Genomic DNA, 26737 nt, shown 5'->3' with positions numbered 1-26737 from the left:
CCAGCTGTGGGCTGACATCACGGGGTGATGGGGTCGTGCTTCTTATCTGGGTGTGCCGACAAGACGTAGCGGGTTGCGGAGAGGTTGGACAGACCGAAGAGCTCCATCAGCCGGACCGGGTCGGCGCTGTGACGCGCCTCATCGACGATTCGGTCCACGCGGAGACGGCCAGCGGGCAGGCCGACGCACTGGAAGAGGTGCTGGATCACGCCCGCGCTGATGGACGGGCCGGATTCGTCGACGGCGGTGTTGCGGGTGACGAAGAAGTGGGGGTTGGAGCTGTCGGGCCACCGCCGGTGGCGCTGGAGTTCCCACGCGGTGACAAGCCGCAGGGTGAAGGCGTCGAGATAGATGACGTGATCCAGTCGTCCCGCCCGGCGCAGGCGCAGTCGGCCCCTGCTGCGGTCGAGATCGCTTCGCCGGAGGTGGACAAGTTGTCCGGGGAGGAGGGCGTAGATGGCAACGAGGGCAACCATGAGACGGTCGCGTGGGTCGTCGAGGTGGTCGAGGAGGCCGGCGATGCGGTCCGAGGGCAGCGCGGTCGGCACGGATCGGGTGCTGCTGAGGGAGATGGCTCGGGCAGGATCGCGGAAGACGAGTCGTTCGCGCTTGAGGGCTCTGAAGAAGGAGCGCAGCGCGGTGTGCAGGCGGCGGGCCTTGTCGCCGCGGAGCGGGTCCAGGGCGTCCTCAATGTGCTTCTTGGTGACCTCGCGGGGGTCGGTGAGGCCGTCGGCGATCCAGGCCTCGAGCGTGTCCAGGATGGCGACCACGTAGTTCTCGACCGTCTTGGGGCTGCGGGCTCGGCTGGAGGTGCTGCCCTGGCCGAGGAGCACGTCGATGAACGTGTGTACGGCGGTGGAGAAGGCCGGGTGTGTGACGGCGGTAGCGTGGTGCCGGGCGCGCGCGGTGCACAGATCGCTGGGCGGGCGGGCGTCGAGCAGGCCGCGCAGGCGGAGATAGTTGATGACTCGGGCGCCGTGCAGGTTTGGGTATGTGGAGGCCAGGGCTCGAATATCGCTCTCCTGGATGGGAACATCGGCGCCGAGGTGGCCGGTCACGATGCGCAGGGTTCGGGTGCTGCCGTTGAAGGAGTGGGTGCTCCATCCGCGGCCACGCATGTACGAGGTGAAGTCCGCGACGAGAGCGACTGCCGCTGAGGTGGGGGCGGGCGGCCTGGTGGTGTCCAGACGGGACCAGTCCCGTGGTGGAGCCGGAAAGAGTTCCAGCTGAGCAGGGTCAAGGAGGTGCTCGGACGGTTGCGGTGCGGATGCGGCCCGGGCCCGGGCGCGGCGGCGTTTGAGAGCGAAGCGGCCTTGGAGCGCCGCTGTGCCGGGCAGCAGGCGTCCGACGGCCAGTCCGGCGGCGTGGGGGCGGGCGAACCACAGCTGGTCGCCGTTCTCCATCGCGATCTGGGCAGTGTCTACCACAGCTACGTCGCCGCCCGTGACAAGGGAGAAGCGACGAGTCCCGGAATTCGTCACAAGGAAGCAAATTACAGAGAGAAATCCTGGAATCTGCGAGTAATCGTCAGATCCCCACACGATCGAGTGAAGCGTCTGCCCGCGGCTCCGACCTGCATGAACAGCCACGAATCCCGCACGGGCTAGCGGAACGAACCCGTCGGCGCTCCAGTTTCAACGCGAACAGCTGGCCTTCGCCGACCAGGTGCCGCGGCATCGGCAGGACGTCTTCGACGAACTCCTCGGCGAGGATCGGCGTCCAGGCCGCGATGCGGCCGACGAGCGGGACCTGGACGGCCTCCGGCGGCGTGCCGGCCGGGGCGTCTGGGATGTCGGCGTGCTGGTCACTGCGGACGCGGTAGGCACGGGGACGGTGCGGGTCCCGGTAGAGGAAGCCTTTGCGCTCCAGGGCCATCAGCTGGTGTGCGACGGAGGACGTGCTGCGCAGGCGGACGCCTTCGCCGATCTCCCGCATCGAGGGCGGGTAGCCCTTGCGGGCGACGGTCTGCTCGATAAAGGTCACGATGGCCGCCTGGCGGGCGGTGAGTCCGTCCGGGCCCGGACGGGTGACACCGGGCGGACGCCCAGGGCGGGCTTCGGATTCGATGACGTGCATGTGGTGCTCCCCCCTGAAGGGATCTTGCGTGCAGGGACAGTAACCCGCATACCGCCCGGGACGGAACATCTTTTCGATAACAGGGCGTGCCGGTGTCGCCGCGGGTGGTGAGGGAGTCGGGCGGCGGCCGTCCTCGGTCTCGCGGCTTGCAGCGGGGAAGCGCACCGCTCATGATCCGCATGTGCCGTTCCACGTCAGGCTGCGCTTCGGGCCGCCGTCCTCCCCCGCCGTCACCGGCACTTGGGACAGCGAGGCGACCGCAGAGAGGAAGTTCCGGGGGTTCATCGGCCGCTACGGCAGCCGAGCCGACGTGCGCATCGAGGAACTGGCGAGTTTCTGCTGACAGAAAGGTGTCTTGTCCCGGCCTGAGGCGCCGTTGAAGGTCCAGCCATGGACACGACGGCTGTCAGTGCGGGATGTGATGCTATCGCGTGGACAGGCGGTCCTTCGAGCAGGTCGTCGGTGATGGATAGCAGGACGTTCTCGGGGGCGGATATGGCATTGAAGACCGAAGGCGATTTCGGAGTCGTCGAACGGGGCGAGTGGTCGTATGCGGCCGCAGTCGGAGTGGGACCGCTCCGGTTCGGGATGACCGTCAGCGAAGTGGTCGAGGCGGCTGAGGTACTCGGACCGGCGAAGGTCAGCGACTGCCGCCGGCAGTACGCGGTCTTCTCACAGACATGGAAGGTCGAAGTCCACCGCCACGGGGGCGATCCTTCCGCACCGGCCGTCACGGCCTACGTGAGTCAGGACGCGGGTCTGTTCGCCGTCGCTTGCGACGCTGTGCAGGGTCCCCAGGTCGCGTACCACGGCCTCCTGCTGGTCGGGAGGGAGATGGAAGAGCTGGAAAGCGACATGATCGCGTATGCCGAGGAGCATGACGTGCAGTTTCGCTACACGTGCGAAGGCCACGCAGGGCCGGATGATCCCGGGATTGTCATGCGTGCGCAACCGGTCGGGGTAGTCCTGCGATCGCGTCCGCTGTTCATGGTGCCGCGCGATGGCGCATGGACGGAATGGGATTCGCTCCCCTCCGAGGAGGACTAGGGCAAAGTCACCGGACGCGCAGCGGCGAGGGCCATGCCGCCGGACAGTCCATGGCCCGACGCAGTGTGCCCCAGCCCCGAAGGGACCAGGCCCAGCGGCAGGAATAGCGCAGGTTCGGAATACCGCCTCTCCACCAGTGCTGGTCGCGGACGGGCCCGAGGGCGAGCGCACCGTGCGCTCCTGGACACGGGAGCGCGGCGAGGTGGAAGGGCCCTGACAACGCCCGTCGGGGCTTCCTGCCGCGTCGGACGTGTGGCCGACGGCTCGGCGGGCCGTGCTGGCGTTGCCGGTGGGGGTGACGGGGCGCAGGGTGGGAAGACGCCCAGGTGGACCCGCGGTGAAGGGTGGTGCGGGCGATGGCCAGACCGGTGTGGACGGGGGTCCTGGGGTTCGGGCTCGTCAGCCTGCCCGTGGGTCTCTACACGGCGACGGACAGCCACACGATCCGCTTCCACCAGCTGCAGCGCGGGACGGCGGACCGGATCCGGAACCGGCGTGTGAACGAGCGCACCAGCGACGAGGTGGACCTCGCGGACATCGTGAAGGGCTACGACACCGGCGGCGAGTACGTGATCGTCGAGCCGCAGGAGCTCGACGAGATCGCTCCCGGCCGGTCCCGTTCCATCGACGTAGCGGGCTTCGTCGACCTGGACACCGTCGATCCGGTCTTCTTCGACAAGACGTACTTCCTCGGGCCCCGGGGAGCCCAGTACGGGAAGCCCTACGCCCTCCTGGAGCGCGCCTTGGCCGAGTCGAACAAGGCCGGCATCGCCACCTTCGTGATGCGCGGGCGCGAGTACCTGGTCGCCTTGAAGGCGGAGGAGGCAGAGGGGCTGCTCACGCTCCACACGCTGCACTGGGCCGATGAGCTGCGCGATCCGCACGCCGAGGTGCCCGACCTGCCGAGGAAGGTCGAGGCGACGGCGGCGGAGGTGAAGATGGCCATGCAGCTGATCGACGCCCTGGCCATGGAGTGGGATCCGGAGGCCTTCCACGACTCCTTCCGCGAGAAGGTCGAGGCCCTGGTGAAGGCGAAGGCGGCCGGAGAGACGGTGGAGAAGGCCGAACCGGCGGCGGAGCCGACCGGTGCCGTCGACCTCATGGAGGCCCTGCGCGCCAGCGTCGAGCGGGCCCGGAGTCCCAAGGACACCGGCGAGAAGGCCGCCTCCCCCGGCGCCCGGGCGGTCGGCGGAAAGAAGGCGCCGGCCGCGAAGAAGCGGGCGCGCTCCGGGTCGGCGGCCAAGGGCCGGGAGCTGGCGGCGCTGACGAAGGCGGAGCTGTACGAGAAGGCGGCTGCGGCCGGCATCCCGGGCCGCTCGTCCATGAACCACGACCAGCTCGCCGACGCTCTCGCCCACACCGGCCGCGCCCGGCGCAAGGCCTGACCGCCGCGTGGTGAGAGCTCCTGCACGGGCACGGTCGTGGTCAGGCCACTGTGACGCGCAGGACGTACGGCTCGCCCGTGCTGATCGCCTGCGCCTGTTCCCGGAGGTCCGCGTCCGTGAAGCCGAGCAGCGCCTGGTCGGCGGCCCGGCGCAGCAGCGGGAGGATCTCGGCGACGGGCCGGCCTCGGTGCGCTGTGGCGAGTTCGGCGAAGGCCCGCTGGTAGGGGGCTCCGTACGTGCTCGCGCTGTCGGCCAGCAGGTGGTCAAGGTGCTGTCGCTCGATGCTGATCTCGCCCATGGCCCGCTCCTTCGGTCCTCCGGGGCCCCGTCCGGTCCGGGGCCTCGCCTTCGACGCTACGAGGCCGGTCTGACATCGACCCCCGACCGGGCAGCGGCCGCCTTCTGGCTGATGAGGTCCTGGATGAGCTCGCGGACGGGTGGCGGCATCATGCCCTCGGTGGCGAGGAGGTGCCACTGGCCGCCGGGAATGCGCTGGTCGAGCCGCCGGAACTCCCCGAGCTGGTAGAGCAGCATCAAGGTGTCGAGGGCGTGCTGGGTTGGTGGCCAGTCGCGGTCCTTCAGCGTGCTGAGCAGGGCCGGGGCGGCCGTGAAGCGACTCATCAGCCACTCGCGGGCGGCCTCGCCCGCGTGCCCGGCGGCAAGTTCCTCCTCGACCCGTGTGCTCAGGTCCAGGGCCCACTGACGTACGCGCTCCGTGGCCTTCCAGGCCCGTGCGAGGTCCTCCAGTGAGGCCGTGGTGGCCAGGTCGCGCAGATGGTCGCGGGCATCGCGCACCGGGCCGAGAGCCAGATGGTTGTCCTCGGTGAGGACCGCGTCGGCAGCCTCGGGAGCGTCGTTACGGGTGGTCTCGACCAGGGAGGCGATCGGGTTGGCCGTGGCGGTGGGGTTCATTGCGCGGAGCATGTCGCCGATGTCCTCCATGGACATCGTCCCCGTGATCACTGCGGCAGCAGAGGTCAGCGCGGCATCCTTGGGCGTGGCGGTCGACGGGCCGGGGTTCTCGTCGAAGGCAGCGAGCTCGGGCGGGGGCCAGGTGTGTCCGGCGGCGCGGGCGAGGCGGGCGATGCCTTCGTCGATCCGCCGGGCCCGGGCGGGGACCAGGGTCACGGTCAGGCCGGTGTCTGCGATGTGGTCGGCGAGGTCGTCGAGCCGTTGGTCCGGGTCGGTGTCCGGGTCGCCGTCGCCGTGGACGGTGAGGGTGTCCACCGCGGCGGTGAAGGCGGACCGTACCGTCTGCTCGGGTACGGGGAACTCTTCGCCGAACAGGAGCAGTGCCACGTCGTTCGGGCGCTTGCCGCGGCCGGCGTGACGGGCGAGGCCGAGGACGAGGTCGAAGCTATCGGGCGCCGGGGTGGAGGTGCTGCCCTTGCCGCGGCCCAGGCCTCCGCCGGGGACATTGCCGGGCAGCAAGCGGCGGCTCCTCCAGACCTCCAGCATCTTCGCGGTCACGGTGAACCCGTGCTGGTGCGCGTGGTCGATCAGCAGCTGATCGGCCGCGCTCGGGGTGTCAGTGGACATGCCAGGGAAGGTACCGACGCCTCTCCGGGCTATGACCGAGCTTTCACCTCATCCGGTGACTCCCCGCGGAATTGAAGCCAAAGAGCTACCCCATGACGTAGCGGTGGCGCCCCGTTAGAGCCCCCCTACCTCCGCCGGGTCACCTCGGAGCTCGTCCGCTCAAATGGCGTGGAGCTGAGGGGGGTTGCGTTGCTAACCCCCCGCACCCGCACTGTGCCGCCCAGGACGCGACGTCAATGCGCGGCTCTTCATGCTCCGCCCGTCATCACACAGAGACAAGGACACCACCATGCTCACCGACGTGCTCACCGGCTGGACCGCGGAGACCCTGGGCGGCCTCACGCTGCTGGCGGGGACCGCAGCCTGGGGCTGGCTCCGCCAGCGCCGGAACCAGGCCGGCCCCGGCACGGCCCCGGCCATCGCGGCCGGCGAGGCCGTAGCGGTTCGCACCTACACCCTGCTCGGAGCCCGGGCCGCCGACGGTCAGCCGGTGCACCTGCCCAGCAGCCGCCCCGCCGGCATCCGGGTCACCTGGACCGGCCCCGCAGGGAAGACGGAGCAGTTCGAGTTGACCGACGCGGTGCTGCCGGACGGCACCTACGTGGCGGAGCGCGTATCGGCGTACCCGGAGCCCGGCACCCTGTGACTGGAGTTCATTGAGACGAGTCCCCACAGTCCGGAAGGGAGTCCCATGCAATTCCACGTCATCAAGCAGTCCGCCAACGCCTTTCAGCAGGGTCTGACCGAGCGCCAGATCCTGGCGGTCGTCCGTCGCGCCTTCGGCCCGGGCGCCAAGGTCCGTTCCGCGAGGGAGTTGGGCGGCGGCATGTACAACACGACCTACCGCATCGACCTCGCCGACCTTGAGGAGCCGGTCGTCCTGCGGGTGGCCCCCGTAGCGGGCCGCCAGTTCCGCTCCGAGCGGGAGCTGATGCGCGCGGAGTACGCGTCGGTGCCGTGGCTCGCCCCGATCGCCGATCTGATGCCGCGGGTCCTGGCAGTCGACTTCACCCGGACCGTCATCGGCCGGGACTGGATGATCCAGTCCTTCCTGCCCGGCACCCCGGCGCCGGAACTCCTCGGGTCCTACCCGAAGGAGACGCACGGGGCGTTCTTCCGGCAGATGGGGGAGATCACGGCGGCCGTCCACGCGGTCTCCGGGCCCTGGTTCGGTCCGGTCACCGGTCCCGGGCACACGCGTTGGAGCGAGGCCATCGTCACGTCCCTGCACCTGATCGCCGAGGACGTGGAGAGCTGCGGTCTGGACGCGGCCGACCTCCGCAAGGCCGCCGACGCCGCGCTGGCCGGCGCGGAGGTCTTGGACGAGGTCGCGGTGCCGCGGCTGCTGACCGGGGACCTGTGGACGGTGAACACCATGCTCGCGGCCGCCCCGGTCCCCACGATCTGCGGTGTCCTGGACATGGACCGCACCTGGTGGGGGGATCCGGAGGCGGACTGGACGATGCGGATGGCCCGGGCCAAGCAGGATGCCCGCCTGGCGTTCTTCGACTCCTACCGCCGCACGGCCGAGACCGAGGCCGGCGCGTGGCGGCGGCACGTGTACGAGGTGCGCCACCTCGGGGCGCTGCGTCTGGAGCGGCACCGGCTCGGCAACGAAGCTGGCGTCCGGGATTCCTATCCGCTGGTGGCCGCGGAGTTGTCGGCGCTCACGTCCTGTCGGTGACGGGCGCCTCCCTGCCTGGGAGGCGCCCGTCGGGTGGTGCGGTCACGAAGTTGGTAGGGCCCGGCCGAGGGCGGAGGCGACGGCCCGCGGGTGGACGAGGCCGGCGCGGACGAGGTGGGTCTGGTCGTCGGCGCAGTCGACGATGGTGAGGTGGTTGGCCGCCGGGCAGACGCCGCCGTCCATGACGACGGCGTCGAGGTCGGCGCCGGTGAGGAACTCTTCGACCTCGGTGAGGCTGATGGCCGGGCCGCGGTCGTCGGGCCCGGCGTCGCCGGAGACGTTGACGGTGGTGGCCGCGAGCAGTCCGGGGACCGCTCGGGCGAGGGCGCCCAGGGGGCCGGGGGCGTGGGTGGTCAGGGCGGGTGAGCCGACGACGGTGTAGCGGGCGGCGTCGGCCGGGTCGCGCCAGGACAGGAACAGAGCGAGGTCTCCGGGCCAGAACGCGGCGGCCAGGCGCTCGGCGTCGGGGGTGAAGTGCAGCAGGTCGCGGGCCCGGTCCTGGTCGGGGACGACGAGGGCGAGGGGCTTGTTCTTGGGGCGCTGCTTGCCTTCGAGTATGGCCTTGTAGGCGTCGGGGTTGGCGGCGTCGGCGCAGATCATGTACCAGCGGGCGGTGGGGACGACGACGAGGCGTCCGGCTTCGATGGCGGCTGCGGCGGTGTCGATGTCGGTGGTCGGGATGACCTGCATGGTGGTGTCCTTCCTGGTCAGGTGGTCAGGGCCGGGTAGTCGAGCCAGGGGTCGCGCAGTGCGTCGAGGCGCCGTGTGGCGTGCTGGGTGTGGGAGACGCGGAAGTAGGCCATCAGCCGGGGCGTGGTGGTGTGGTTGGTGCCGACGGCGTGCGGGACCAGGTGGTGCATGAAGAGGACGTCGCCGATGTCGGCGAGGAGCGGTACGCCGTCGGTGGTGTCGATGTCCGGGGGGACTTGGTCGGTGATGCCGCGGGCCCATTCGGTGGCGAACCAGCGGGACATCGTCAGGTGCCCGCCGGGGACGTAGTGGAGGGCGCCGGCGTCGGGGCGGGTGATCGGGGAGAGGACGACGCCGACGAGGAGGGAGAAGGTGCGCAGTTCGGCGGGGTCGAGGTGGGGGCAGCCGACGCCGTCCACGTGCATCGTCTTCTCCGGCTGGGCGGCGGCCGGCTGGTGGGCGGGGATGCGGATCTGGACCTGGGTGGTGGTGACAGGGGCCGGGTCGGTCAGGAGGCCGCGGGCGATGTCGGCGGCGCCGGTGACCGTGTAGAGGTCGAGGAGGGCCGGGTGTTGCCCGTGTTCGGGGGCGAAGGTGCGCTGGGTGTACTCGGTCAGCCGGTCAGGGTCGTAGTCCTTGGCGTACCAGGTGGTGATGAGGTCGCGGGCCGGGCCGGTGTGGGTGGTGGCCAGGCCGGGGCGGACGAACATGCCGTCGCGCCGGAACCGGGCGCGCTCGTCGTCGGTCACGAGCATCGGCTCTTCCTTCCGGTGAGGGCTTCCAGAGCGGGGACAGCGGCGGCCACGGCCTCCTCCAGGAGGCGGGCGCCGAGGGCGGGGGTGGCCGTGCGTGGGTCGTTGCCGATGACCCCGGCGGCGGCGATGCGCGGGTCCCCGGAGGTCCAGGGCCAGGTCACGCCCCGGTCGGTGACCTGTCGGCGGATCTCGTCGGCGCCCTGCGGCGGGTGGTCGGCGAGCTGGTCGAGGTGCACCGCGTTGGGCGCGAGGTGGAGCATGAGCGCGGTCTCGTGGAGGCCGGCGTGGATCTCGGGCCGGTCACCGGCGGGGAGGTGGGCCAGGGCCAGGGGGTGCAGGACGCACACGCTGATGTCGTGGGCGTGGCCCAGTTCGTAGACGAGGGCCGTGAGGACGCCGCGGTTGCCGCCGTGCCCGTTGACTAGGACCAGGTGGCGGGCGCCCGCTGCGCGCACGTACTGGGCGGTGAGGGTGTGCAGGAGGGAGGTGAACTCGGTGATGGTCAGCGACAGGGTGCCGGGGGCCCAGGCGTGCTCGGGTGCGATGCCGTACGGGACGGCCGGGAGCTGCCACAGGTCGAAGGCCTCGCCGTGCGCGGCGACCAGCTGCCGAGTGAACTCCTCGGCGATCAGGGTGTCGGTGGCCAGCGGTAAGTGGGTGCCGTGCTGCTCGGTGGAGCCCACGGGCAGGCACAGCACCGAGCCGGCCTGCACGCGCGTGGGTAGGTCGGCGGCGGTCAGGCGGTCGAGCTCGCGGTGACCGCCGCCGGGGCCGGTCATGCGCTGCGCCGTCCGACGCGGACGAGGAACTCGTTGCTCTCGTGGAAGGTGTCGTCCTCGGAGAAGCCGCGGAGCGTCTTCTGCACGGCGGTCTCGAACTCCTCCAGCCGGGCGCCGAACAGGGCGGGGGCGGCGAAGCTGGTGGAGTACAGGTAGCCGAGGATGCCGGCGGTGTTCCAGGTCCTGGTGACCGGGACGGTGAACTCCTCGACCTGGTTGAAGGGGGACTCCTCCATGATCTCGCTGTAGGGGCGGTTGTGGTGCTGGAAGGTGCCGCCGCCCGCGCGGCGCTCCTCGCCGAGGAAGTCCTTGATGACCTGCTTGACCGCGGCCTTCCAGTCACTCTCGGCGGCCCAGAAGCTGCGGTCGGCGAACACGGCCACCGCGCCTCCCTCGGCGACCTGAGAGTCCAGCAGGGCGAGCACTCGGGCCTGGTCGAGCCAGTGGAAGGCGCGGCAGATGGTGACCAGGTCGGCCTTCCACCCGGCCGGCGGGCGGAAGTCCTCGGCGGAGGAGGTGACCAGCGTCAGGGCGGTGCCCTGCGGGACCTTGGGACGGAGCGCTTCCTCGGCGGTGGCGATCATGTCGGGGTCGTTGTCGCAGGCGATGATGTCGGTGAAGTACGGCATGAGGGCTTCGGCGACCAGCCCAGTGCCGGTGCCCACGTCCAGGTGACGGCGCGGCCGGCGGTCGGGCGCGTAGGCGGCGAGGCGGTTCGCGAGGTCGTCGGGGATGCCGGGGCGGTACTGGCGGTAGTAGCTGGAGGTCCCGGTGAACAGGCTCATGACGTGGTCCCTTCGGGGGTGTTGAGGGTGCGGATGAGGGCGGCCGCGTCGGCGAGGGTGGCGGCCACGTGGACATGCTGCCGCCCGAAGGTGGGCGGTGTGTCGGGAATGGGCCGGTCTTTGGAGATCCATACCGGGATCGCGCCGGCGTCGAGGGCGCCCAGGACGTCACAGGTCCAGTCGTCGCCGATGTGAATCATGCTGGCCGGTGCCACGCCGTGCCGTTCGGCGACGGTCAGGAAGGCGCGGGGGTCCGGCTTGGCGTAGCCGAGGGTGCAGGACGGGAACAGGTCGGTGACCCAGGGCGCGAGGCGTTGACGCAGGCCTTCGGTGTCGGCGTCCACGCAGGTCACGTTGGACAGGGTGACCACCGGCGCGATGCCGGCCAGCTGCTGGAGCGCGTCGAGCGCGTACGGGTAGAGGGTGAGCGGTGCGGCGGGCATGTCGCGGGGGAAGTCGGCCGGTTGGATGCCGAGGGCGTCGGCGAGTTCGGCGGCGAGGGCGTCGGTGATGGCGGGCTGGGTGTGCAGGCGGCCGCGCATGACGGCGCGGGCCTGGTCGGCGGGGAGGGGGGAGGCGGCGGTGAGCTGCATGGTGAGGCCGGGGCCGTCGGCTTCGCCGATGGTGCCGCCGACGTCCACGCTGATGAGCTTCACGGGTTGGGTCACGCGGGGTCTCCTTCGAGGGTGGGCAGGCCGGTGACGATCGCGGTCAGGCGGTCGGTGCGGATGGTGGGCGTGGTGGCTTCGCCGAGGAAGGTCAGGGCGTAGCGCAGTTCGGCGTCGTCCAGCGCGTCGAGGTCGCGGCCGGCCGTGGCGGCGGCGGTGCGCAGGTCGTCGGGGATCTCGCGGGGCCGCTGGCCGTGGCGCAGGTGGAGCGTGGCCGACCACTGCTCGGGCAGGTTGCCCGGGAGGGGCTGGGTGGGCTGGAGGGTGGTGCTGTCGTCGAGGGTGGTGATCCGCACCGGGATGTCGTGGCCGTCCAGGGTGAGGGTGCCGCTCAGGAAGGTGTCGTGCCCTTCGAGGCGGTCCTCCAGGAGGAGCAGGGGGCCGGTGGCGGCGGGGACGGTGCGGCCGCGTACGGGCAGGGCGCGGGGCGGGTTCAGCATGGTGCGCTCCTCGGGGCGGCGCCCAGGCCTGGGGCGGTGGGCAGGGTGAGGTGTCCGCGGTCGGGTTCGACGGGGTGGGCGTAGAGGTGTTGGCGGCCGGGTTCCCACTGCTGCCGGTACTCGACGGCCAGGACACGGTCGGGGCGGGCGGCGGCTAGGTGCAGGCCGGGCATCAGGGAGCGGCCGTGGGGGAAGACGGGGGTGGTGGTGCGGGCGAGGATCCGGCGGGCGGCGGTGAGTCCGCCGCAGCCGACGACGTCGAGGGTGAGCGCGGCCGGCCGGATCCAGGCGAGGACGGCGGGCGCGTCGTCGGCCAGGATGAGGCGCTCCCCCACCGCGAGCGGCAGGGTGCGCAGCTGCTCGTAGGCGCGAGGGGCATGGGTGGGGGCCGGGTCCTCCAGCCACACCAGCGCCGCCGGGTCGGCGGCAGCGGCGAACTCGGCCGCGAGGGCCTGCGGCCAGGTGCCGACGGCGTCGACCGCGACCGGCTCGGCGGTCGCGGCGGCGTGCAGGAGGTCGACAAGCGCTCCCCCCTTCGCGCCCGGGCGGTTGCGCAAGCCCCACTTCGTGAAGGCCCAGCCCTGCGCACTGACCTCGGGAATCAGGTCCGCAGTGGCGGGGTGGGCAAGGTCGCGGGTCAGCCAGGATGAGTACGCCGTGATCCGGCGCCGCAGTGGCTCGCCGGTCAGCAGCTCAGCGGCCGGGCAGCCTTCGGCCTGGGCATGCAGATCCCAGGCCGCGCAGTCCAGCGCCCCAACCGCCCACGACCCGGCCCGGGAGCGGGGTGCCGCCTGGGCCAGGCGGTCCTGGATGCCTTCGTGGTCGGTCGCGTCGGCGCCGACGAGGACGGCGGCCAGGGCGAGGACGGTGCGGGCGACGGGTTCGGTGAGGGGCCCGTACCAGCCGGCGGCCCGGCCGGAGCGGACCGCGACGAAGACGGTGTCGTCGCCCGGGCCGGCGTGGTCGGCGAGATCGGTGAAGTCGAAGGAGTCGATCACCAGGTGTCGCATCGCGTCCTCGCCTTCAGCAGGCGTCCGGCGGCCCCGATCAGGCCCTCGGCGGTCATGCCGGCTGCGGCCGCGAGGTCCTGCTGGGTGCGTGGCCCTTCGGTCTCGCGCCAGCCGATCACCTCGACCGGCCGGGCGTGCCGTGCCTTCAGGAGGGACCAGATCGCGGCCGGGTGGGCGAGGGTGACGATCAGCAGGGCTGCGTCCTCGCCGAGCAGGGCGTCCAGCTCGGCGGCGCGGAGGCCGGAGGGCCACACGGTGGGGTCGCCGAGCACGGTCAGGTCGAGGACGGACACCACCCGCACCGCCACGCCGAGCTCCGCCCGGATCTGGGGCAGTGCCTCGGCGGTGACAGCGGCGGGAAGGTCCCCGCACACCAGCACGGTCAAGGCCGGCGGCTGGACGTCTGACAGGTGCGGCCAGACGGCGATCCCGCGGTCCAGCTCCTGGCGGAGCGTGTCGGCGGGTACGGGCGGCAGCGGGTGCTTGCCCGCGACGATCACGTTGAGCTGGCCCGTGCTGGTGAAGGCGTCGTCCAGGACGGCCGTCAGCCGGGCCGGGTCGGCCGGCGTCAGCACCCGTAGGGCCGGGTCCTCCAGCGCGAGGAGCGTAGTCGTCAGCGAGGGGTCGCCGTGGGTGTAGGTGTTGTGCCAGCCGTAGGAGGTCAGGAGCAGGTTGAAGCTCGGCCGCGGGGCGGCGCCGGGCATGCGCTGCTGCTTGAGCAGTGAGATGAGTCCGGTCGCCAGGAGTGGGGCGAACGCCTCGTAGGAGATGAGGACCCCGCGGCCGCCGGCCGCGTTGAATCCGGCGAGCTGCTCGCCCAGGACCTCCTCGGCGAGGACCTCGGTGGTCCATGCCTGTCCGGCCAGTTCGGAGAGGCGGTTGGAGGCGAGCTCGTCCGGGCTGAAGACGCGGAAGTCCCCGGCGCGGGCGTGGGCGCGGACCACGGTGGCAACGGCGTCCGCGAACGAGACGGGCTGCTGCTGAACGGTGGCGCGCGGCAGCGTGGCCCGTCGCGGCCCCGTCAGGCGTGGCCATGCTGTTGCGGCCAGGGCTGCGGCAAGGCCGGGGCCGGGGTGGCCGCCGTCGGTGAACAGCTCCTCGGGCCGGTACGAGGACAACCACGCTTCCAGCGCGTACGTCTGGGCGGAGTCGGAGGCGGCCCGGGTGAGCGGGGTCTTGTGCGCGCGGGCGGTTCCGAGGACCTGCTGCCCGTTCACGGCGGCGGGGCCGCTCCAGCCCTTGACGCACCGCATGAGCAGGACCGTGCGCCGCCCGGCCAGGGTGTCGGCGACGCCCTGGGCGAGCTCGGCGTGGAAGGCCTCGTGCCCGTCGTCCGGGACGGTGACGGTGCGGGCGTGCCAGCCGAGCCCGGCCGCGTACGCGGTCAGGGCTTGCTCGTCCAGGCCGGCGAGGAGGCTCGGGGCGCCCATGCGGAAGCCGTTGAGGTGGACGATCGGCAGCACCGGGGTGCCGGGCAGGGCGTGGGCGGCGAGCCAGGCCGCGGCTGTGGTCGGGGTCTCGCACTCGCCGTCGCCGAGGACCGGCACGATCACCCGGCCGGGGCCGGAGGCCAGGGCGGCGCCCTGGGCGAAGGGGAGGCAGCCGCCGAGCCGGCCGCCGAGGAAGTCACCGGCGGGCAGGGCCGGGGTGACCTCGGAGCCAAGGCCGGCCGCCTCGGGGAAGGACCGGCACAGGTTCACCAGCCCCTGCTCGTCTCGGGTGAACTGCGGACGGGCGGCGACAAGGTGGCCTGTGAGCCACCCCGCGGCGATCTGCGTCACTCCGGCGTGGCCGGCGCCCAGCAGCGCCACCAGCTCGGTGCCGTCGATGTCGCTGGTGCCGGACAGCAGCGCGACGTGGGCCAGGGCCCACGCCGTCCCCGGCACGGTGCCCCAGTGGCCGGCCGGGCGCGCCTTCACGTCCCCTGGGCCGAGCGGGCGGCGCAGCAGCACGTTGTCCTGGAGGTGGATCTGCGCGGCGGCGACGTAGGCCTGGGCCCGCCAGAGGAGATCCGCCCTATCAGCGTGGCCGGTCATGCGGCGACCAGGTGTTCGGGTCCGAAGGTGAAGTGCCACAGGGGCCGGTAGCACTCCCAGGCCTTGGGGCGCAGCCCGGTGGGGCCGAGGATGTCCTCCAGGACCGTGCGGGCCTGAAGGTAGAAGGCGAGGTCGGTGGCGCCGGGGGCGCGGAGCCCGGCCATGATCCGGTTGTGGGCCTGGTAGACCTGAAGGTTCGGGAACTCGGTGATGTGCGGGGCGAGGCCGCGGACGCCGTCCTCCATGGCGGCCAGGTCGTCGAGGCCGACGATGTACGTGAACGAGGTGTCGTGTCCGGCGCGTACGGCCCGGCGCAGCACGCGCGGCATCTGCTGCCGGGTGAGCTCCGCCTTGGAGGCCTTCAGCAGCAGGTCGCGGCGGGTGAAGCACTCGGCGGTCATCCGCAGGACGAACGGACCGGCGGTGCGGGCCAGGGTGTCGAAGGCCGCCTGAGTGCGAAGCACCGAGGTGAGGAACCCGATCCGCGCGGTGATGCCGGCCTCGGTCATCACCGCGCGGAGGTCGCCGAGGTGGTCGACGGCGGCCTGTTCGCGTTCGAAGCAGCCGGTGGAGACCGTGACCTCTTCCAGTCCGGTCAGGGTGCCGGCCGGGTGCTGCTGGGCCATGGCGTCGAGGAGCTCGCGGACCGCGCGCTGCTCGGACAGGCGGGGGTCGGCGGCGGCTTCCAGGGTGTTGGGGCAGAACGCGCAGCCGACGCAGCGGCTGCGGGCGTTGGGGTTGAGGGTGGCGGCACGGCCGTCGTTGCGGAAGTAGCCGCCCACTGCCTCGTCGGCGTCGATCCGCGTCACTGTGGCGACGGGGATTCCGGCCAGGAGAAGGGTGTCCTCGTCGAGAACGAACGGTGAGGCGGCCGCGTTGAGCGGGACGATCACCTGCCACGGCACCGAGGGTGCCGACGCAAGGCGGATCAGGACCCGGGCGCGATGGCGGTTCTGCGGGGATCGGATGCCGTGCAGGTTGATCGCGATCAGGAGCGCGTCCTCGACGGGTACGCCGTGGCGGGCGGCGAGGGCGGCCATGCCGTCTAAGTCGGTGGCGGTGTGGGATTCACGCGGTGTGGTGGCAGGCACAGGGGCCCTCCATCCGGTCAGGGGACGGACGCGATGAACTTCCGTACGGTGCAGCCTCGGTTGCCTGCGGGCAAGGGGCCGTGGCGAGGATGGCCGACCGGTGCGCGGTGGTGCCCGTCCCCGGCTGCTCGACCTGTCCAGGGTTGTTCAGCCGGGGACGGTGCCCGGTCCGGCGGTGTCATCGTTCGGGGTGCCGGGCCGGGGTTCTGGCCGGTGACGGCGCGGGCCGGGAGGCGCCGCGCTGCCACCGGAGTTCACAGGGTGGGGCGGGTGCGGGATCCGCAGCGGCAGGCCCGTGTGTCTGTGGTGCGGGCCGCCGGTCGCGGGGTGACGGTGTGCGCCGTGTCGATGGCCGGCCTGCGGGTCGGCTGTGCTTCGGCGGGTGTCTGGTCCGGAACGGTGATCGAGGGGCCGGGGGTGGCGCCGTCGGCCTGGTGGGCGCAGGAGAGTGCGAGGACGGCCAGGCCGAGCACGTTGCCTGTCGTCATCAGCAGTCCTGCGACCACGTTCCCGTCCGGTCGGGCGTGCCGACGCTTCCTGGGCGGGGTCAGGTGTGTGGGGCCGTGTAACTCGCCCCAGTCGCCGGTGCTCACGACGCCGTCTTGCCGGTGGTGAGTTCGGCCCAGACCTGTTTGCCGGTCCGGAACCGCTTGCTGCCCCACCGGGTGGCGAACTGGTCGACGAGCTGGAGTCCGCGGCCGGACTCGGCCTCGCCTCCGAGGGTGTGGGTCGCGGGGTCGGGGAGGGTGCGGCTGGTGTCGGTGACGACGATCCTCACGTGGTCGGGGTGTCGGGTGACGGAGACGCCGATCCGGCGGGACGCGGTGTGCTGGACCGCGTTCGCGACGAGCTCGGAGACGATCAGCCGTGCGTCGTCGACCAGGGCATCGAGGCCCCAGGTGCGCAGGCAGAGGGTGACGTCTCGTCGGGCGCGGGCCGGGGCGGTGTCGCGGGGCGTGTAGCCGTCGCTGTAGCGCTGGGGGCCGGTGGGGGCTGCTTTCACGTCTTCCGCCAGGGCGCCGGTCACCGGGCGGCCCTGCCGGCCTTGGGGCCCTGTATGGCGCGGGCGGTGAGGGCCGGCCTGTGGGTGCGGGGTGTGCGAGTGGTGCTCTGGCTCATGGGTGGCCTCGGCGAGTTGGGAGCGGGGGTGGGGTGCGTGGCCTCGTGTCCCCGACGGGGGGCGGGGACACGAGGCCGGCGGGCCGGGCCATGCTCGAACCCGGCCGTTCTGGGACCGCGACCTACAACCTCAGCGTGATCATCTGCTGACACTTGGTCACGGCGTCACATTGGAAGAATGCACCCGATGACGCGATGCCTGCAACCATTGCAACCAAACTCCCAACGATTGGAGGGATGTTCGATCGACTTCCGATCCCCGGGACGGGCAGACTGACCCGGCAAGAGGAAGCCGCACCCCCGGAAGGGGAAGATCCGCCCCTGTATCGACCTGCCAGCCCGCAGAGAGGTCCAACTTCCCGTGCCCACACCGCCGCTTGTGCAGACCGTGCGCAGACGCCGTCTCGGCAGCGCGCTGCGAACCTTCAGGAAGAACGCCGGCTTCAACACCTCCGACAGCGCCGCTCAGGCCGTCGGCTGGGACGCCAGCAAGATCAACCGGATCGAGAACGCCAAAGCCCACCTGCCCATCAAGGACGTCAAGCCGCTCCTGAAGGCCTACGGGGTCACCGACGAGACCGTGGTGACCGCGATGGAGGAGCTGGCCCGCGACGCCAACAAGGTCGGCTGGTGGAGCAACTACGGCGACCTGCCCGAGACCAACTACAAGGACTACATCGGCCTGGAGGAGGACGCGGAGGACACCCGGATCTACCGCCCCGAGGTGCTCCCCGGCCTGCTGCAGATCCCGCAGTACGCCCGCGAGATCATCACCGCAACCGCCATCACCCGGACCGCGGACGAGGTCTCCGTGCTCGTGGAGATGCGCAAGAAGCGCCAGGCCATCCTCACCGACACCCACCGGCCGGGCGGACCTCTCAAGCTGTGGGCCGTCATCCACGAATCGACCCTGCACTACCGGTCGGCGACCCACCCCTCGCTGATGCGCGAGCAGCTGCGGCACCTGCTCGACATGGCCGACCTGCCCAACATCACCCTCCAGGTGATGCCGATACTCGCCACCCCTCACCCCGGGATGGCGGGCCCGTTCCACATCGTCAGGTTCCCCCACCCCTGGCCCACCGTGATCAGTCTGGAGACCCTGCGCGGTGGGTCCTTCGCCGAGGGCACCGACGACGTGAAGGTCTACGAGGCCGCCTTCGAGCGGATCGTGGCCGCAGCACTCCCCGTCGACGACTCACGGGAGAAGATCAAATCCACCATGGAGAAGTCATGACCGACACGACCAGGCTGTACGCCACCGACCTAACCGAAGCGCAATGGCATAAGTCGTCGTTCAGCGACGCCGGCGAGCAGTGCGTCGAGATCGCCGACGTCCGGCCCACCCGCGGCTTCATCGCCATCCGCGACTCGAAGAGTCCGGCGGGACCGGCCATCACCTTCACTCAGGCCGCCTTCACCGCGTTCCTCCCGCACGCGACCGGCGGTCAGGCCCCAACCGCCTGACCAGTCGCTGAACGGCCAAGGCCCGGATTCCCCCAGCCCACAGCGGGGGGAATCCGGGCATTACCTGTATGGCGATACCCCGTCGGCAGGCCGTCAGTGCCGTATGACCGGCTTTGGGCCCGTTGATCCGGGCCAGCCGAGCGGCGGCTTCGCGGAGGGCGTCCACGTCGCCGGCGGCGTGGTGGGCCAGGAAGACCTGCCGGTGCAGGAGTTCCGCTCTCATCGGTGGCGACGAGGCCCTGGTATGCGGCCAGAGCACGCCGGCGTAGTCGGCGGCTTCCTGGCAGCGGGTGGACAGCTCGTAGGCAACTCCGGTGATCGCCGAGACCATCTCCTGGACGGACGGCTCGGCCCCAGGCGTAGCGGCTCGCTCCCAACCGGGGGTGTGCCCCCAGGGCAAGTCCCTGGGGGCTGGGCAGGCCGACGCGCTGGCCACCCTCTCAGCACGGCTGGGGCGGCCCCTTGTCACCGCCGGACCTCGGCTGGGACGCTGATTCACGCAGTCAGCACACCGCCGGCCCGCTTGACAGCCCGTACGACTACCGGCGTGCGGCGGACCTCCTCCTCGCCACACAGGGAGCGCCGATGCACCGCCGAACCTTCCTCCTGCTGAGTGGCACAGCCGTCACGGCCCCCGCCCTCGAACAACTCCTCGACGGCACACCCGCCTACGCCGGCCCCCACGGCGGCGGCCCGCTCATCGAAGGCGTCCTCCGCCAGATCGAGGACTCCGTGCGCCAGATCCGCGCCCTGGACGACACCCAGGGCAGTGAACACGCCCTGACCTGGACCGACGGCATGTGGCGCAGCACGGCGGAGATCATCACCGGGTCCCCGGCGACCGCTGCGTTGCGAGCGCGGCTCCACACCACCTTCATCTGCCTGAGCGAGCAGTACGGATGGATGCTGTTCGACTCCGACCGTCACGAAGCGGCCCAGCGCGTCTACCAGACGGGGCTCTCCCTGGCCCGCGAAGCCGAGGCCGGCAGCGGCACCGCGGACGCCACCGCCAACCTCCTGGCGTCCATGGCCTATCAGTGCTCACACCTGGGCCAACATCACGAGGCAAAAACCCTGATTTCCGTCGCCGGTCGCCGCCCCGGACTGAGCCCCGGCGTCAAGGCCATCCTCGCCGACCGGCTCATCGTCGTTGCCGGCCGCAGCCACGACCCCGATGGCGTCCGCTCCGCACGCGACGAAGCGCACGAGCAGCTCGGGCGCCGCAGCGCCGACGACCCATGGTGGACCCAGTGGCTCACCACCTCCGCCATCGACTCCGCGACCGGCCGCGCCTGGCTCGCTCTCAAGAGGCCCGGGAACGCGCGTGAGTACCTAGCGTCACGGCTTGAGGCCGACAGCGATGACTACCCTCGCGACCGGCTCGTCGCCGCACTCGACCTCGTCGACATCCAGCGCCTCGAAGGCGACGTCACCAGCGCGCTGACGACAGGGGAATCCGTGCTCGCCGCCGCCAAGAACGTCTCGTCGCCCCGCCTCCACCATCGCCTCTCCGGCATCGCCACCGCCCTCACCCGAGAACACCCCAGCCTCGCCACCACCACCTTCGCCCAGCGCACCACCGCCATCCTCGGATAACTGCCACCTGGGCCAGGGAGGCCGCAGGCATCCGCAGACCGCGGGGGCGGCAACAGGTTCCCGGAGCCTGGTTCACCCGCTCGGGGACCGTGATTCACCGGCGAATCGAAACTGCAGGGCGAGCGGCTGGCCCCGGATCGTTGCCTGGGGCGCTGCACGTTAAGGGCCGCCGGTGAGTCTGCTCCGCAGCCATGGCGCCACGCCGCTTCAGATTCCGGTGTCGCAGAGATCGGAATCGATCGCGCAAGCCTTGTGATCGAGCATCGGGAAACAGTTTCGTTCGCGTGTTAGTTCCGGGGCCTTCGCTACGTAGGACAGGATGAGCGGCGCGGAGCGCGCCGGTGCAACTACGAGCGTGTGGAGCTTGGAATGACGCTCCTGGAAGTGATCGCGTACGCCCCCACGGTCGTGAGTACCGTTGGCGCTCTGCGCGCGCTGAGGGGTCTGGTGCGGCGGAAGCCGCCTGGCCGGCCGTCGGCATCGGGAGATGCCCCGGTGTGGCAGGTCGTCCGGTACGAAGCCGCGGACGGAGGTGTGCTGACCGTCTGGACGGTTGGGCCCGCTCGCGCGGCGGCGGGGCGGGGCGAGGAGCATGGGCCGTGGTAGCCGATGGGGCGTCCTCCGAGGGCGAGTCCGAGGCGGGCGGCGACCCTGCCGAGCTCCTGGTGAACGCCTACGGGACGTGCATGCGGGTGGGTGGGAAGTGGCTCGCGCGCAGGTATCCGTCCGTTCCGCCGACGTGGCGGGAGTGGATCGCCGAGGAGGCCTTCGAGCGGACCGCGACTCGGTGGCTGGCCGATCCGGAGCTGGCCGCGCGGAACCTGCTGGCGTACTACCTCACTGTGGTCCGGAATCTGGCGATCGACTTGGCGCGCGGCGGCAGGCCGATAGCGATACCTCAGGAGCCTGGAAAGCTGGAGCCCGGCGCGCAACCCTGGGTTCTTCAAAGCCAGGTCGAGCGCGAGGACGCGTTGCTGCTGCGGACGGTGGTCATCCCGGAGATCCGCAGGATGCGGCCGAGCCAGCGCCGTTCAGTGGTGGAGATGCAGAGCTGCGGTGCGGACGACACGGCGATCGCGACGGCTCTGGGCATTCCGCGCCAGCAGGTACAAGTCCAGCGGGTTCGGGCTATCAGGGAGCTGCGCCAAAAACTGCGCAAACTGATCCGTCTCAAAGAGGGGCACAAGCGGCAACGCGGGGAAAGGGACTCAGGTGAGTGACGTAACAGCGGGTGGAACTCGCGGTACCAAGCCGGAGACCGCCGACAGGCTCGCCTCCCTGATGTCACGCCTGCGGGGACCTGCCGACTTCTGGGACCGGCCGGACGGCAGCTGGGCCGCCCGCACGGGCCAAGGAAGCGACACCGGCGCTGGCGTGGTGGATCCAGCAGATGTGAACTCCTTCTACCGGCTGGGCTCCAGGGCGTTGCGGCACGACGACCTGGATGCCGCCGAGCGGTGGCTGGGCGAGGCCGCCGAGCACGGCCATCCCGGGGCCGTCTTCCGCCTGGCCGTGATCGCCGCACGCCTCGGCGGGCCCGATGTCGGCTCGGACATCGCGGAGCTGGTGCGCGCGGCCGCTCAGCTCGGCCACGGCGACGCCCTGGCGCTACGGGATGACCCCGGCGCCTTCCCGGCCGATGGCCAGGCCGTCGAGGACATCGAGTTCTCCGAAGAGGTGTGCGCCGCGCTCCTGGCCGCGGCCGGCGCCACCGTGCCCGGGCGCAGCGAGCAGTTCTCCTCCTCACCGTTGCGGGCGCCGCGGCTGACGGTCGCGGCGCGGCAGGTTCCGGGCAGGGGTTCCGCGCCTGGGCAGTGGAAGGCAGTGGAGAAGGCACTGCGGATGTTGCATGTGCTGCTGGGGTCGTCGGTGGCGCTGAGTCCGGCGCAGCTCGCCAAGCGGTCGCGGGTGTCGAAGGCGGTGGTGGAGCGGATGCTGCCGTGGCTGTGCCAGAGAGGCATGGCGGACGGGCTCGCCGACGGCGGCTACACGCCGGGCCCGGATCTGCTGGCCTTGGCCCAGCCGTTCGGCGGGTCGGCGGAAACCGCTCTGCAGCGGACCCTGGGCACGCTGCGGGATGCGGTGGGGGCCGCGGTCTACGTCAGCAGCTACACGGAGGGTGAGGTGCAGATCTCCCGGCTCTCTGACAGCCCGGAGGCGCCGAAGGTCTATGAGTGGGTGGACTTCCGGTTCGCCGCGCATGCCAGCGCGGTGGGCAAGAGCCTGCTGCAGCAGTTGCCGTTCGACGCCCGAATGGACCATCTGTCCCGCTACCGGCCCGTCCGCCTCACCTCGCGGACCATCACGAACATGGGCCATCTGTTCCAGACCATCGACGAGCACGGTCCCCGGTCGGCGCAGTTCGACTGGCACGAGTACTCCCCCCGGGAGGTGTGTGTCGCGGTCCCGCTCAGCGTCGGCCCGGCCGAAGCTCTCGCCCTGTCGCTGCCGGCCAGCCAGCGGCACCGGCTGAAGAAGGCGGCCCAGATCCTCACCGACGAGTCCGCCACCGTGCTGCTCAGCCTCCTGCTGTCCGGCAACCCGCCGGTGGAGCCCAACGCTCCGCAGCAGCACGAGATCGCCGTCGTCCCCCCGACCGGAGGACTGCTCACCCGCCCGTCGGCGATCACCGTCCGCACCGGCCTGACACCGGCCCGGCCGGAACGGGACGTGGGAGGCGGCTCGGCCGGGACCGGCGCGGAGCGGGCTGCCGGGAGCACGGCGCCGGACTGGCCGAGCGTCGTGGCCGACCTCACCCGGCGGGGTGTTCCTCTCACACCGATCGGCGACACCTACGCCGCCGCGATGTAGCCCACCGGGCCTGGGCCCCGTCCGTCACCGCGCAGTCGGGTGGCGGGCGGGGCCTTCACGTTTTGCCAGCATCGCGCGAGGCCCTGGGCGAAGTCGGATGCCCCGGCATGCCCGGTTTCGTCCTGGAAACTGTCCGAACTCGCCGTCGCACATGACCGGTTCCGCAGCACGGCGATGGTCCCTCAGAGGGCTTTCCGCCATCCCAGGGGCATGCCCTTGCCGACGTCGGTGTTCTCGGTGACGTGCAGGTCCGTGGCCGCGCAGTCGGCGTCCCACGGCTTCACGTTGCGCCCGTGGTCCCCGTAGGAGACCTTGCGGCCGTTGTGGAGGTAGGCGATCCGTCCGGTGAAGCGTGCCCTCGCGCACAGCTCCAGGTGGTCGGCGGTTTCCGGGGCTAGGCCCGTCGTAGAGCGGAGATAAGCCGGAGAAACGGCTTTTGCTTCCTGGAAGCGCTCCGGGGTCCGGATCGCGCGGAAGGTCTTCTCGGAGATGTGGCCGCCGTCGTAGATGAGGTGCGTCACCGGGAAGACCCGGCCGTCGGCGGGCTCCAGGTAGTCGATGAGCAGGAGACGTGGCAGGGGCGGGCCGGGCAGGCGTGTCCAGGCCGCCAGGATCCTTCGTGCGGCGGCGAAGGGCGTCCTGTCGTGGGGGCCCATCGCGTCCTTTGGGAGGATCCACCTCTCCTCCTCCGTCAGCCGCAGAAGCAGGACGCGGTTCTCTGGGCCGGTCGTGATGAAGAAGGAGCCGGTGAGCGCGACGGATTGCAGCCGGGGCACCGGCTGCTCAGGGGCGCTGCCGTCCGGCACCGGGCGGTCGACGGGTACTTCGTTCGCGCTGTTCACAGGCTCGGTCTGCGGGGGCGTCCAGTGCGCGCTGAGCGCTCGCGTCGCGATGGCGTCGGCCCGGGCGCCGGTGCTGCGGATGGTCTGGGTGTCGATAGGCAGGGGGTCATGCATGGCTCACCGCCTGGGTGCGGGCGGCCTCGACGAGCTGCGCGACCGCGTGGGGCGGGCAGAGCAGGCCGGGCGAAGCCATCGGCACCGACCAGTAGAGGCGTTCCCCGGCCGTGCCGTTGACGCTGGGGTGCGGTACGCCCAGGCTGGAGTTCCCGCCGAGGCAGACGGTCCCGGGGACGGCCCAGCGGTGCGCGGTGCTGGCGGGGACGAGCGCGTAGTACCAGCCGGCGTGGCGGTCGCAGATGACGGGGCCGTCGTCCAGTGCGCCGGCGAGGTAGAGGTCGATGACCGCGGTGTCGGTGCTGGCGGCGGCCGCCTGGACGAGCTCGGCGGACAGGCGTACCGCCGAGAAGAGGACGCCGCACGGCAGCAGGAGAAAGCCTCGCTCCCGCCACACGTTCCCCTCCCCCGATCGTCCCGCCGCAGCCGCGCGGAGCCACTGCGCGACGGCGCCCTGGGCGCCGGTGTCGGGGTTGGTGGTGTGGCGCGTCGTCACGGCCGGGCCTCCGTAATGCGTACCGTCTTGTAGGCGTCACGCAGGCGCAGCCCGACGTCACCGCCGTGGAGAAGGGCGGCGGGTGTGGAGGTTCCTTCCAGCCAGGGCGGTGCGTCCCAGCGGACGCCGTGCGTGGGCGGTGCGGCGATCCACTGGCAGGAGCCGGACCGGACCTGTGCCGAGGTCTCGCCGCGCTGGGCGTAGCGGCCCGTGGCGGGCAGGACCAAGAGCGTGGCGTGGGCTTCGGTGACGAGGCAGGGAACGTGGGCGAGGTGGTCGAGGGCGACCATGGCGGCCATGCCGACGGCGCGGGGCACGATGACGGCGTCGAAGCGCGTGGTCCAGATGATGAGTCCGGCTCCGGGCGCGGCCTCCAACTCCCGGATCATCTCGTGCTGGTCGCGCAGGTTCGGCGGGCCCGGGACGGGGTGGGCTCCGGGAGTGGGGCAGCGGGGGTTTCCGCAGGTGCAGCCCTGCCGGGGGCGGTAGCGGTATCCGACCGTGAGTGGCCAGTTCAAAATCCTGGTGTAGGCGCCGGCCGCGGCGGCGGGGTCGCGGGTGTCGATCGGCTCCATCGCCGTTTACTCCCTGATGATCACTTCAAGACGGGCAGTGACCATCCGAGGGTGACGTCTCCCCACGCGTGCGCCCCCTAGGAAATCTAGGGGGCGCAGCAGTTCGACCCGGCCCAAGGTCAGCTGGCCAGCTCCATGCTCCGGATCAGGCCGGAGAGGGCGGAGGCCTGCGACGGGACGCCGTCCCGGGCCAGGGTCGACACCAGCGCGCGGCTCATGGGGTCCGCGTACACGTAGTACGGCGCGGCCGCAGCCGCCTCGCGGAGCTTGACCACCGCCGAAGGGCTCCTGCCCATCCGGTGAAGCGCCCGCGCCTCGTCAATCAGGTAATGGGTGCGGCGCTCCTTGCTCGGCACCTCCGCGATGTTCACTGCGGGGACCTTCTTCAGGCCGGCATCCGGCTGGTCGACCTCGACGCCGGCTTCCGCCGCGTGGACGGCGACCGTGCCGCGTCCGAACACGGTGTGCGCGTCCAGGTCGTACCAGGACGGGCCCAGACGGTCGGCGTCCTCCAGAGCGGCCTCGATCCGTCCCCAGGCATCGCTCTTCTGCCCGCCGCGGGCGTGCGCGATCGAGCACCGCAGGTGCAGAGCCCCCCGCAGCGACACCGCGGCCGAAACCGCCTGCGCGCCGGCGGCGTACGGCTCCAGGTCCCGCATCGCCGCCTCGGCGACCGCGACCGTCTCCCGCAGGGACGCCTGGTGCAGCAGCGCCCCACACCGGTCCCAGGCCACGGCCGCCTTGACGACCGGGTCGTCAAGGCGCGCCGCTGCCGCAGCGGCCACCTCGGCCGCCGACCACGCCAGGTCCGGGTAGCCGAGCTGGTTCAGGCACATCCGCGCGGTGCGAGCCGCATCGGCAAGCAGCCGCAGCGCATCCTCGCGGGCGCTGTCCGCCCAGGTGAGCACCGCCGTGTTCAGATCTTCCACCAGGGGCGGCAGGATCGTGGCCACCTCTGGCAGGTTCGCGGCCTGCCGCGCGGTGTTCGCCTTCCGGGTCCGCTTCCGGACATCGGCCAGCTTGACGGGCGGGCCCTGCGGGGAGAGTCCGGGGTGGCCGCTGAGGATGAGGCCCGCTCGCCGCAGTGCCGTTCGCAGGGCGGGGATATGAGCGTGGGCAAGGTTTCCGCCGCTGGTCTGGAGGCGGTAGGGCTGTCCCAGCAGCCAGACCACGTCAACGTCGCAGCGCTCGGCGATCGCGGTGATGACGCTGTAGCGGTCGAGAGGCTGGCGTCCCGACTCCACGTTGGCCATCCAGCTCTCCGTACGGCCGATGTGGTCAGCGACCTCGGTCTGGGTAAGGCCGGCGGCGTTCCGCGCGATGCGGACACGCGTCCCGATGTGCTCGGTCTCGTTCAGGGGCATACTGGCTCCGTACTCCGTGCTGACCTAGACACTCAGGACGGTACTCCGGAACGCGCCCCCGTACAGTGCGAGTTGCTGCCCGGGGGCGCGCCCCTGACCACACCGTTCGAGGCGCTGCACGCCCAAATCGCAGGAAATCCCCAAGGCGCACGGGGGAGGACGTCCTCGCCCGACCCACCCTACCGACGGCTGCGGACGACCCCCGGCCCCTCAGGGCAGACGTGGCCTCCAGCTCGGCTCGGTGGGCGGCGAGCCGACGCCCCCCGGGCGTACGAGGCGGACATGGGGGCGGAGGAGACCGCCACAACCTGGGAGAGCTGATCCCTGGGAGAGCGGGGCGGACCGGGTGTTCTGGCACGGGCTGATGC

Annotated in this window: 28 protein-coding genes, 1 pseudogene and 1 CRISPR repeat array (1 of these 30 only partly in view); of the genes and pseudogenes, 10 read left to right on the top strand and 19 right to left on the bottom strand. The window is 71.5% G+C overall.

Going from position 1 to position 26737, the window contains the following annotated elements; translation table 11 throughout:
• Positions 1–17: 17 nt before the first annotated feature.
• Positions 18–1427, bottom strand: a complete 1410-nt coding sequence (locus tag AB0469_RS26025) for a hypothetical protein (protein ID WP_366453858.1) — start codon at positions 1425–1427, stop codon at positions 18–20.
• A gap of 202 nt (positions 1428–1629) precedes the next feature.
• Positions 1630–2076, bottom strand: a pseudogene (lexA, locus tag AB0469_RS26020) (transcriptional repressor LexA); the annotation flags it as partial.
• 181 nt (positions 2077–2257) lie between these two features.
• On the opposite strand from lexA, the gene AB0469_RS26015 reads away from it, so the two are divergent.
• From AB0469_RS26015 to AB0469_RS26005, 3 genes are all read left to right on the top strand, one after another.
• On the top strand, positions 2258–2419 hold the full coding sequence (locus AB0469_RS26015; protein ID WP_366453857.1) for a hypothetical protein: 162 nt from the start codon (positions 2258–2260) through the stop codon (positions 2417–2419).
• Positions 2420–2571: 152 nt separating this feature from the next.
• Positions 2572–3123: a hypothetical protein gene (locus AB0469_RS26010; RefSeq protein ID WP_366453856.1), complete on the top strand. Its 552-nt coding sequence runs from the start codon at positions 2572–2574 to the stop codon at positions 3121–3123.
• Between the two features lie 356 nt (positions 3124–3479).
• Entirely contained in the window at positions 3480–4508 is a 1029-nt protein-coding gene (locus AB0469_RS26005) for a Ku protein (protein ID WP_366453855.1), read from the top strand.
• A 40-nt stretch (positions 4509–4548) separates the two neighbouring features.
• On the opposite strand, the gene AB0469_RS26000 is transcribed toward AB0469_RS26005, so the two are convergent.
• Both AB0469_RS26000 and AB0469_RS25995 read right to left on the bottom strand, forming a co-directional pair.
• The gene (locus AB0469_RS26000) at positions 4549–4806 is read right to left on the bottom strand and encodes a hypothetical protein (RefSeq protein WP_366453854.1); all 258 of its coding nucleotides are present in this window, start codon (positions 4804–4806) and stop codon (positions 4549–4551) included.
• A gap of 56 nt (positions 4807–4862) precedes the next feature.
• On the bottom strand, positions 4863–6047 hold the full coding sequence (locus AB0469_RS25995; protein ID WP_366453853.1) for a hypothetical protein: 1185 nt from the start codon (positions 6045–6047) through the stop codon (positions 4863–4865).
• 289 nt (positions 6048–6336) lie between these two features.
• On the opposite strand from AB0469_RS25995, the gene AB0469_RS25990 reads away from it, so the two are divergent.
• Together AB0469_RS25990 and AB0469_RS25985 are read left to right on the top strand one after the other, a co-directional pair.
• Positions 6337–6693: a hypothetical protein gene (locus AB0469_RS25990; RefSeq protein WP_366453852.1), complete on the top strand. Its 357-nt coding sequence runs from the start codon at positions 6337–6339 to the stop codon at positions 6691–6693.
• 45 nt (positions 6694–6738) lie between these two features.
• Positions 6739–7731 carry an aminoglycoside phosphotransferase family protein gene (locus AB0469_RS25985; RefSeq protein WP_366453851.1) on the top strand — a complete coding sequence of 331 codons (993 nt, stop codon included), beginning with the start codon at positions 6739–6741 and terminating at the stop codon, positions 7729–7731.
• A gap of 42 nt (positions 7732–7773) precedes the next feature.
• Here AB0469_RS25985 and AB0469_RS25980 read toward each other — a convergent pair whose 3' ends face one another.
• From AB0469_RS25980 to AB0469_RS25930, 11 genes are all read right to left on the bottom strand, one after another.
• Positions 7774–8421 carry a Sua5/YciO/YrdC/YwlC family protein gene (locus AB0469_RS25980; RefSeq protein ID WP_366453850.1) on the bottom strand — a complete coding sequence of 216 codons (648 nt, stop codon included), beginning with the start codon at positions 8419–8421 and terminating at the stop codon, positions 7774–7776.
• A 17-nt stretch (positions 8422–8438) separates the two neighbouring features.
• Complete coding sequence (locus AB0469_RS25975) at positions 8439–9176, bottom strand: phytanoyl-CoA dioxygenase family protein (RefSeq protein WP_366453849.1); 738 nt, start codon at positions 9174–9176, stop codon at positions 8439–8441.
• A complete protein-coding gene (locus tag AB0469_RS25970) occupies positions 9167–9955 on the bottom strand; it encodes a creatininase family protein (protein ID WP_366453848.1) in 789 nt (262 codons plus the stop codon). The genes AB0469_RS25975 and AB0469_RS25970 overlap by 10 nt, the downstream gene beginning before the upstream one ends.
• Complete coding sequence (locus tag AB0469_RS25965) at positions 9952–10740, bottom strand: class I SAM-dependent methyltransferase (protein WP_366453847.1); 789 nt, start codon at positions 10738–10740, stop codon at positions 9952–9954. The genes AB0469_RS25970 and AB0469_RS25965 overlap by 4 nt, the downstream gene beginning before the upstream one ends.
• Positions 10737–11408, bottom strand: a complete 672-nt coding sequence (locus AB0469_RS25960) for an HAD family hydrolase (RefSeq protein WP_366453846.1) — start codon at positions 11406–11408, stop codon at positions 10737–10739. The genes AB0469_RS25965 and AB0469_RS25960 overlap by 4 nt, the downstream gene beginning before the upstream one ends.
• On the bottom strand, positions 11405–11848 hold the full coding sequence (locus tag AB0469_RS25955; protein WP_366453845.1) for a hypothetical protein: 444 nt from the start codon (positions 11846–11848) through the stop codon (positions 11405–11407). The genes AB0469_RS25960 and AB0469_RS25955 overlap by 4 nt, the downstream gene beginning before the upstream one ends.
• Positions 11842–12858, bottom strand: a complete 1017-nt coding sequence (locus AB0469_RS25950; protein WP_366453844.1) for an enolase C-terminal domain-like protein — start codon at positions 12856–12858, stop codon at positions 11842–11844. Before AB0469_RS25950 ends, AB0469_RS25955 begins: the two co-directional genes overlap by 7 nt.
• The gene (locus AB0469_RS25945; RefSeq protein WP_366453843.1) at positions 12843–14894 is read right to left on the bottom strand and encodes a hypothetical protein; all 2052 of its coding nucleotides are present in this window, start codon (positions 14892–14894) and stop codon (positions 12843–12845) included. The genes AB0469_RS25950 and AB0469_RS25945 overlap by 16 nt, the downstream gene beginning before the upstream one ends.
• On the bottom strand, positions 14891–15934 hold the full coding sequence (locus tag AB0469_RS25940) for a hypothetical protein (RefSeq protein WP_366453842.1): 1044 nt from the start codon (positions 15932–15934) through the stop codon (positions 14891–14893). Before AB0469_RS25940 ends, AB0469_RS25945 begins: the two co-directional genes overlap by 4 nt.
• Positions 15935–16239: 305 nt before the next feature.
• The gene (locus AB0469_RS25935; RefSeq protein WP_366453841.1) at positions 16240–16473 is read right to left on the bottom strand and encodes a hypothetical protein; all 234 of its coding nucleotides are present in this window, start codon (positions 16471–16473) and stop codon (positions 16240–16242) included.
• Between the two features lie 101 nt (positions 16474–16574).
• Positions 16575–17012 carry an ATP-binding protein gene (locus AB0469_RS25930; protein ID WP_366453840.1) on the bottom strand — a complete coding sequence of 146 codons (438 nt, stop codon included), beginning with the start codon at positions 17010–17012 and terminating at the stop codon, positions 16575–16577.
• A gap of 480 nt (positions 17013–17492) precedes the next feature.
• On the opposite strand from AB0469_RS25930, the gene AB0469_RS25925 reads away from it, so the two are divergent.
• From AB0469_RS25925 to AB0469_RS25905, 5 genes are all read left to right on the top strand, one after another.
• Entirely contained in the window at positions 17493–18341 is an 849-nt protein-coding gene (locus AB0469_RS25925; protein ID WP_366453839.1) for a helix-turn-helix transcriptional regulator, read from the top strand.
• A complete protein-coding gene (locus AB0469_RS25920; RefSeq protein WP_366453838.1) occupies positions 18338–18571 on the top strand; it encodes a DUF397 domain-containing protein in 234 nt (77 codons plus the stop codon). The genes AB0469_RS25925 and AB0469_RS25920 overlap by 4 nt, the downstream gene beginning before the upstream one ends.
• 585 nt (positions 18572–19156) lie before the next feature.
• The gene (locus AB0469_RS25915; RefSeq protein WP_366453837.1) at positions 19157–20167 is read left to right on the top strand and encodes an XRE family transcriptional regulator; all 1011 of its coding nucleotides are present in this window, start codon (positions 19157–19159) and stop codon (positions 20165–20167) included.
• 599 nt (positions 20168–20766) lie between these two features.
• Positions 20767–21387 (top strand): hypothetical protein, encoded by a 621-nt coding sequence (locus AB0469_RS25910; RefSeq protein ID WP_366453836.1) that lies wholly within the window; start codon positions 20767–20769, stop codon positions 21385–21387.
• Positions 21380–22978, top strand: coding sequence for an IclR family transcriptional regulator C-terminal domain-containing protein (locus AB0469_RS25905; RefSeq protein WP_366453835.1), 1599 nt, complete (start codon positions 21380–21382; stop codon positions 22976–22978). The genes AB0469_RS25910 and AB0469_RS25905 overlap by 8 nt, the downstream gene beginning before the upstream one ends.
• A 182-nt stretch (positions 22979–23160) precedes the next feature.
• On the opposite strand, the gene AB0469_RS25900 is transcribed toward AB0469_RS25905, so the two are convergent.
• The 4 genes from AB0469_RS25900 to AB0469_RS25885 all read right to left on the bottom strand — a co-directional run bounded on the left by AB0469_RS25900 (position 23161) and on the right by AB0469_RS25885 (position 26369).
• Entirely contained in the window at positions 23161–23934 is a 774-nt protein-coding gene (locus AB0469_RS25900) for a hypothetical protein (RefSeq protein WP_366453834.1), read from the bottom strand.
• Positions 23927–24430, bottom strand: a complete 504-nt coding sequence (locus AB0469_RS25895; RefSeq protein WP_366453833.1) for a hypothetical protein — start codon at positions 24428–24430, stop codon at positions 23927–23929. The genes AB0469_RS25900 and AB0469_RS25895 overlap by 8 nt, the downstream gene beginning before the upstream one ends.
• Complete coding sequence (locus tag AB0469_RS25890; protein WP_366453832.1) at positions 24427–25005, bottom strand: hypothetical protein; 579 nt, start codon at positions 25003–25005, stop codon at positions 24427–24429. The genes AB0469_RS25895 and AB0469_RS25890 overlap by 4 nt, the downstream gene beginning before the upstream one ends.
• Positions 25006–25124: 119 nt before the next feature.
• Positions 25125–26369 (bottom strand): helix-turn-helix transcriptional regulator, encoded by a 1245-nt coding sequence (locus AB0469_RS25885; protein WP_366453831.1) that lies wholly within the window; start codon positions 26367–26369, stop codon positions 25125–25127.
• Between the two features lie 314 nt (positions 26370–26683).
• Positions 26684–26737: direct repeats of the CRISPR family, unit length 27 nt; it runs 890 nt beyond the window's last position.

The organism is Streptomyces sp. NPDC093801, from assembly GCF_040701585.1.
Taxonomy (GTDB): Bacteria; Actinomycetota; Actinomycetes; order Streptomycetales; family Streptomycetaceae; genus Streptomyces.
Note: the sequence above shows the minus strand (reverse complement) of the source record. Positions and strands in the feature narration are given on the sequence as shown.